At 73.6% G+C, this 6,294-nt stretch carries 7 protein-coding genes; all 7 read left to right on the top strand.

Going from position 1 to position 6,294, the window contains the following annotated elements; translation table 11 throughout:
* The first annotated feature begins 87 nt into the window (after positions 1–87).
* The 7 genes from GNZ18_RS39655 to GNZ18_RS39685 all read left to right on the top strand — a co-directional run bounded on the left by GNZ18_RS39655 (position 88) and on the right by GNZ18_RS39685 (position 6,212).
* Entirely contained in the window at positions 88–1,368 is a 1,281-nt protein-coding gene (locus GNZ18_RS39655) for an ABC1 kinase family protein (RefSeq protein ID WP_156222573.1), read from the top strand.
* A 94-nt stretch (positions 1,369–1,462) separates the two neighbouring features.
* Positions 1,463–2,704 carry a MalY/PatB family protein gene (locus tag GNZ18_RS39660; RefSeq protein WP_156222574.1) on the top strand — a complete coding sequence of 414 codons (1,242 nt, stop codon included), beginning with the start codon at positions 1,463–1,465 and terminating at the stop codon, positions 2,702–2,704.
* Positions 2,705–2,719: 15 nt separating this feature from the next.
* Complete coding sequence (locus GNZ18_RS39665; RefSeq protein ID WP_156222576.1) at positions 2,720–3,385, top strand: class I SAM-dependent methyltransferase; 666 nt, start codon at positions 2,720–2,722, stop codon at positions 3,383–3,385.
* An 81-nt stretch (positions 3,386–3,466) separates the two neighbouring features.
* Positions 3,467–3,910 carry a hypothetical protein gene (locus tag GNZ18_RS39670; protein WP_156222578.1) on the top strand — a complete coding sequence of 148 codons (444 nt, stop codon included), beginning with the start codon at positions 3,467–3,469 and terminating at the stop codon, positions 3,908–3,910.
* A 53-nt stretch (positions 3,911–3,963) separates the two neighbouring features.
* Positions 3,964–4,683, top strand: a complete 720-nt coding sequence (locus tag GNZ18_RS39675) for a hypothetical protein (RefSeq protein WP_156222580.1) — start codon at positions 3,964–3,966, stop codon at positions 4,681–4,683.
* Entirely contained in the window at positions 4,680–5,033 is a 354-nt protein-coding gene (locus GNZ18_RS39680; RefSeq protein ID WP_156222582.1) for a DsrE/DsrF/TusD sulfur relay family protein, read from the top strand. Before GNZ18_RS39675 ends, GNZ18_RS39680 begins: the two co-directional genes overlap by 4 nt.
* 12 nt (positions 5,034–5,045) lie before the next feature.
* A complete protein-coding gene (locus tag GNZ18_RS39685; protein WP_156222584.1) occupies positions 5,046–6,212 on the top strand; it encodes an NAD(P)/FAD-dependent oxidoreductase in 1,167 nt (388 codons plus the stop codon).
* Positions 6,213–6,294 lie beyond the last annotated feature (82 nt).

The following is a 6,294-nucleotide window of genomic DNA, read 5'->3' on the forward strand; positions in this document are numbered from 1 at the left end:
TTTGACTAACGCCCGATCGCGGATGCCGAAACAGCCATCAGTAGACCCAATTCCGGTGCGCGGCGCCAGGCGGGAGCGAATGCGGACATGAGCGAGCCGATCAGACCGGGAGCCCTCGCCCTCCGGGTGGCCCGGATCACCGGGGCCGCCGTCCTGGCGGGCGTGCGCGCGGGCGTCCTCACGGCGGTGTCGCCGCGCGGCGCGCGCGCCGAACGGGCGGCGGCGGAGCTGGCGCGGCTCGCCGAGCGGCTCGGCGGCGCGTTCGTCAAGGTCGGGCAGCTCGCCGGGACGCGGCCCGACCTCGTCGGCCCGGTCGTGGCCGGCGCGCTCGGCCGCCTGCACGACGGCCTGCCGCCGATGCCTCCCGCGCAGGCGCGGCTCGCGGTCCGGCGCGCGTTCCCCCGTCCGCCGGACGGCCTCGCCGCGGCGATCACCGGCCCGCCGGTCGCCAGCGGCTCGATCGCCTCGGTGTACCGGGTCAGGACGGGCGGCCGCCTCCTCGCCCTGAAGGTCCGCCGCCCGGACGTCGGCCGGGTGATGGCGGCGGACCTGGCGGTCATGAACGGGTTCGCGGCGCTGGCGGAGCGGCTCCCCGGCCTGCGCCGGGTGCCGCTCACCGAGATCACCGGCCGGCTCGGGCGCTGCCTGGCCGCCCAGCTCGACTTCGCCGCCGAGGCCGCGAACCTCGCGCGGATGCGCGAGCACCTCGCGGGCTTCCCCGACCTCGTCGTCCCCGCCGTCGTGCCGGAGCTGTGCGGGGACGGGGTGATCGCGATGGAGTACGTCGAGGGGCTCGGCCACGCCTCGATCGAGGGCGTCGCGGCCCCGGCGCGGGAGGCGGAGGTCGCCGCGCTCGTGCGCGCGGTGTACCACCTGCTGTTCGTCGAGGGATTCGTGCACGTCGACCTGCACCAGGGCAACACCTACTTCCTGCCCGACGGCAGGGTCGTGCTGCTCGACGCCGGTTTCGCGTTCCGCCTCGGCGACGTCGCCCGCCGCAGGTTCACCGCCTTCTTCGGCGGCATGATCCGCGGGGACGGGGAGTCCTGCGCCGACATCCTCCGCTCCACCGTCCGCGGCGCCGCCGGCGGGCGGGACGACGCCGCGTTCCGGCGGGAGGTCGCCGCGCTCGTCCGGCGCAACGCGGGCGCCGCCGTCCGCGATTTCAACCTGCCGGCCTTCTGCGCCGAGCTTTTCAACCTCCAGCGCAGGCACGGCCTGTACGCCGAGCCCGAGTTCGTCTTTCCCATGCTGTGCCTGCTCAGCCTCGACGGGCTCGTCAAGGAGCATTACCCGCTGATGGACTTTCAGATGGAGGCCGCGCCCTTCGTCATGCGGAGCCTTCTCACCGAACCCGAGGGCCCCTGACCCCCGCGCCCGCGAACGCTTGCGCGCCCGCGCCGGCCGGACCAATCATTGCCCTGCATCGCAGGCCCGCCGAAGCGCAGGGAGATGAACCGTAATGACCAGTGATTGCGACATCGCCGAGAGCGGCGGGCGGGGAGCCGCGCGGCAATTCCCCGCCCGCGATTTCGGTTTCGACGACCTCGACCTTTCCTGGCTGCGCGCCAAGCGGGGCGAGAAATGGCGCGGCTGCGGACCCGGCGCGCTGCCCGCCTCGCTCGCCGACATGGACTACCCGGTCGCGCCCGCCGTCCGCGAGGCGCTGGACGCCGCGGTCCGGCGCGGCGACCTCGGCTATCCGGCCTGGTCGACCTGGACGGGCGCCAACCCGCTGGCCGGGCCGTTCGCCGACCGCATGGACGCCCGGCACGGCTGGCGGCCCCGCCCCGAGTGGGTCCGCAACGTGAGCGACCTGCTCCAGGCGCTCCAGGTGCTGCTGCGGCTGGCGACCCGCCCCGGGGACGCCGTCGCGGTGCAGACGCCGAGCTATCCGCCGTTCCTGAAGACCATCGAGATGATGGACCGCCGCGTGGTCGCGTGCCCCTTCGAACGCGATGGCGGCGCCTGGAGTTTCGACGCAGAACGCTTGGAACGGGATGTGCGCGAATCGGAATGCCGGGTCCTGCTGCTCGTCAACCCGCACAATCCGACGGGGCGGGTGCTGACCCGCGCGGAGCTTGAGTCGCTCGCCGGTATCGCGGTGCGCCACGACCTTCTCGTCATCGCCGACGAGATCATGTCCGACCTCTGCCACGCCCCGCACCGCCATATCCCGATGGCGTCCCTCGGCGTGGAGATCGCCGAACGGACCATCACCGTGAACTCGGCGACGAAGGCGTTCAATTTCGCCGGGCTGCGGTGCGCGGTGATGCACCTCGCGCCCGAAATGGTGCGCGAGGCTTTCGACTCCTATCCGCCGGACTACTTCGGGCCCGTCAACGTCCTCGGCGTCGAGGCGACGAAGGCGGCCTGGAGCGAGGGCGACGCGTGGCTCGCCGCGCTGACGGACCACCTGCGCGCCAACCGCGACCTGGTCGCCGCGACCCTCGCCGAGCACGCCCCCGCGATCGGGTACGACCCGCCTGAGTCGGCCTACCTCGCCTGGCTGGACTGCCGCGAGCTGGGCCTGGCCGCCGAGCCCGCCCAGCACTTCCGCGAGAAGGCCCGCGTGGAGCTGATCCCCGGGAGGGCGTTCGGGGCCGAGGGGCGCGGGTTCACCCGGCTGAACTTCGCCACGTCCCGGACCGTCCTGACCGAGATGCTGCACCGGATGGCCGACTCCCTCACCCCGGTCCGCTGAGGGGGTGGTGGTCCCATGAGCCCGACCGCCGACCGCGTCGTCCGCAGATGGAGCACCGGCCGGGCGAGCACCCGCGCCTACGCGCTGACGATCCGGCACGAACGCCTGTACCGGCTGCTCAGCCGGGTGGTCTGGGGATCGGACGTGCGGTCCTTCCACGACGGGATCGCGGCGCTCGCGGCCGTCCCGGCCGGGTCGAGCGTCCTGGACGTCCCGTGCGGCGGCGGCGTCGCCTTCCGGGGGCTCGATCCGGGGGTCCCGGTCCGCTACGCCGCCGCCGACGCCTCGCCCTTCATGCTGGACCGCGCCCGCGCCGAGGCCGCACGGCGCGGCTTGAAAGACATCGAGTACGTCGAGACCGGCGTCGTGGACATGCCGTTCGAGGACGGCGCGTTCGACCTGTGCGTCTCCTTCCACGGCCTGCACTGCTTCACCGACCCGGCCGCCGCGCTCCGGGAGATGGCGCGCGTCCTCCGGCCGGGTGGGGAACTGCGGGGGACGGCGGTGGTGAACGACGGCCACGCGCTGTCGCGCCTGGTCATCGCGCACTTCCGGCGCAGCGAGGAGTTCGGCCGGCCGATGCGGGCCGACGACGTCCGCCGCTGGCTGGCCGGCGCCGGCTTCACCGAGCCGGCGCTGGAGCGCCAGGGCGCCTATCTGGCCTTCTCCGCGCGGCGCTGACCGGCCCGCCGGTGAGCGCTTCTCGCCTTCGCGCTTCAGCTATACCTTCTTCAAGTAATCTTTTGATGATCGGAGTACACCATGACCTCCGACGGCGCCGTGCGCGCGTCCTCGAACCCCGACGTCCGCCCGCTGCTGGCCGCCTACCGCGCGGCGGTGGTGCCCGCCGCGGTGGACTTCCTGGAGCGCCGGATCTCGGCCGACGAGCTGCGCGAACGCTGGCGCGAGCACTACTTCGGCGCGTTCCGCGACTACGACCGCGCGGTCGAGCGGGCGTGGCGGGAGGCGTCCGGCTCCGACGGGCGGATGGAGAGCGGCGGCCCGGAGGCCGACCCCGGCCACGCCGTGCCGCTGGCGCACTTCCCGGTCAGCAACGCGCACAACAACATCGACCGGCTCGTCGAGGTGCTGGCGATCGAGTTGGGCGGCCGCACGATCGCCGAGACGCGGATGCGGGAGCGGGGGATCGACCTCGCGCACATCATCGACCGGCTCGACGCGCTGATGGCGTCGCTGGCCGGCTGACCCGGGCCGGGCCGGGCGCGACCCGGCCCGGCGCCGCACGGAAGGGCTGGAACATGAGCGAACCGACGCGGGGACGGGCGTCCCCGCCGGTCCGCCCGAACCTGTGGGCGGACCGGCTCGCGTCCTACGCCTTCGCGGTGGAGGCGTCGATCGGCCGCAATCCCATGCGCTACCTGCTCGCCCGCCGCTTCGGCGCGGACGACCCGTCCCGGGCGCTGACCGTTCTGTTCGTCCTGGAACCCGAGGTCCTGGCGGGCACCTACATCCGGATCCGGGAGGACCGCGCCGCCGGCGCCTGCGAGGTGCGCACCTACCTGCCGACGATGGCGCGGCCCGTCACGGTCGCCGAGGCGCTGCTGTTCGACTGCCTGCCGCTGACCGACGTCGGCTACGTGGACCTCATGGCGTGGCCGCATCCCGGCCTCCGCCCCGAGCCGCCCGAGGGCCCGTCCACGCGCGGCTACCGCTACGACCGCGCCCCGGTCCTGCGCGTGCGCGAGGACATCGACCCCGAGCGGTCGGCGGTGGCGCGCCGCGTCCTCTACCGCGACGGCCAGGAGACGCGGCGCTGGGAGGTCGCCGAATGGGGGCGGGACGGGCAGGAGACGCTGCCCTCGCGCATTCGCGTGACCCGCCCCCGGACCGGCCACGAGACGCGGTTCACCCGCACCGGACCGGCCGTCGCGGTGCCCCCCGCCGTCTTCGACGGTGAACCGGAAATTCTGCGCGACCGCATTGAAGAGTTGTTGGCACCGACTAGGAGACCGTCATGAGAATCCTTTTCGTCCTGCACGATCCGCCCTACGGGACCGAGCGCACCTACAACGGGTTGCGCTGGGCCGCGCAGATGATGACGACCGGCGCGTCCAACGAGGTCAGGGTGTTCCTGTTCGGCGACGCCGTGGCCTCCGTCCAGGACGGGCAGAGCACCCCGAACGGCTTCTACAACGTCGGCAGAATGGTGCAGGGCCTGGTGGAGCACGGCGCGTCGGTCGGCTCGTGCGGAACGTGCCTGGACGCCCGGGGAATCGACGAGAAACGGCTTGTGAAGGGATGCCACCGGTCGTCCATGAAGGAACTCGCCGCGTGGACGGAATGGGCCGACAAGGCGATCAACATCTGAGGGGGGTGCCTGATGGCTCGTACAGTGGCCGTGCTCGGCGCGGGCGTCGGCGGCCTCATGACCGCGCGGCACCTGCGCCGGTTGCTGTCCGACGGCGACCGGATCGTCGTCGTCGACCGGAGTTTCGGGAGCGTGCTCGGGCTGTCGCTGCTGTGGGTGCTGCGGGGCTGGCGCAGTCCGGGGGACGTGCGGGTCGCGATCGCCCCCTCGCGCGTGCCCGGGGTCGAGTTGATGCGCGCGGAGATCCTCGCCATCGACCCGGCGGGACGGACCGTGCGCACCAGCGCGGGCACCCTCGCCTACGACGCGCTGGTCGTCGCGCTCGGCGCCGAACTCGATCCGGCCGCCACCCCCGGGCTCGCGGAGGCGCTCGCGGACGGCCGCGCCCACGAGTTCTACACGCTGGACGGCGCGGACGCGCTGCGCCGGCGCCTCCGGCCGCTGGCCGGGGGCCGGGTCGTGTTCGCCGTCGCGGGCGTGCCGTTCAAGTGCCCGGCGGCCCCGTTCGAGGCGGCGCTGCTGGCGGCCGACCTGGTGCGGGCCGACGGCCGGTCCCATCCCGTCCGGTTCGACGCCTTCACGCCCGACCCGATGCCGATGGCGGTCGCGGGCCCGGCGGTCGGGGAGGCGCTGGTCGGCATGCTCAAACAGCACGAGATCGGCTTCCATCCGAACCGCGCGCTCGTCTCGGTCGATCCCGGCCGCCGCGAGGCGGTCTTCGCCGACGGCGGCACCGAGCCCTACAACGTCCTCGCGGTGGTGCCCCGGCACCGTCCGCCCCGGGTGGTCGCGGATCTGGGGCTCGGCGACGGCGGCTGGATCCCGGTGCGGGCCCGCACGATGGAGACCGGCGCCGAGGGGGTGTGGGCGCTCGGCGACGTCACCGTGCTGACGCTGCCGAACGGGAAGCCGCTGCCGAAGGCGGCGGTGTTCGCCGAGGGGCAGGCCGAGGTCGTCGCGAACGGCGTCGCCCGCCACCTCGGACGCCGCGCGCCGCGCCCCTGGTTCGACGGGCGCGGCTCCTGCTACATCGAACTCGGCGGCCACCGCGCCGCCAAGGGCGAGGGGGACTTTCTCGACGAGTCCGGGCCGAAGGTCACGCTCGCCGAGCCGTCCGCCGCGTTCCACGAGGAGAAGTGCGCCCAGGAGACCGACTGGCTCCGCCGCTGGACGCGCTGACCCTCCCGCCCTGCACCCACGGAAACGGTCGTGGCGGGCCCCCGGTAAACAAAGGAAAAGTAGACGCATGAAATGAGAGCAC

Origin of the sequence: Actinomadura litoris, assembly GCF_009733595.1 — a bacterium.
Classification (GTDB): Bacteria; Actinomycetota; Actinomycetes; order Streptosporangiales; family Streptosporangiaceae; genus Spirillospora; species Spirillospora litoris.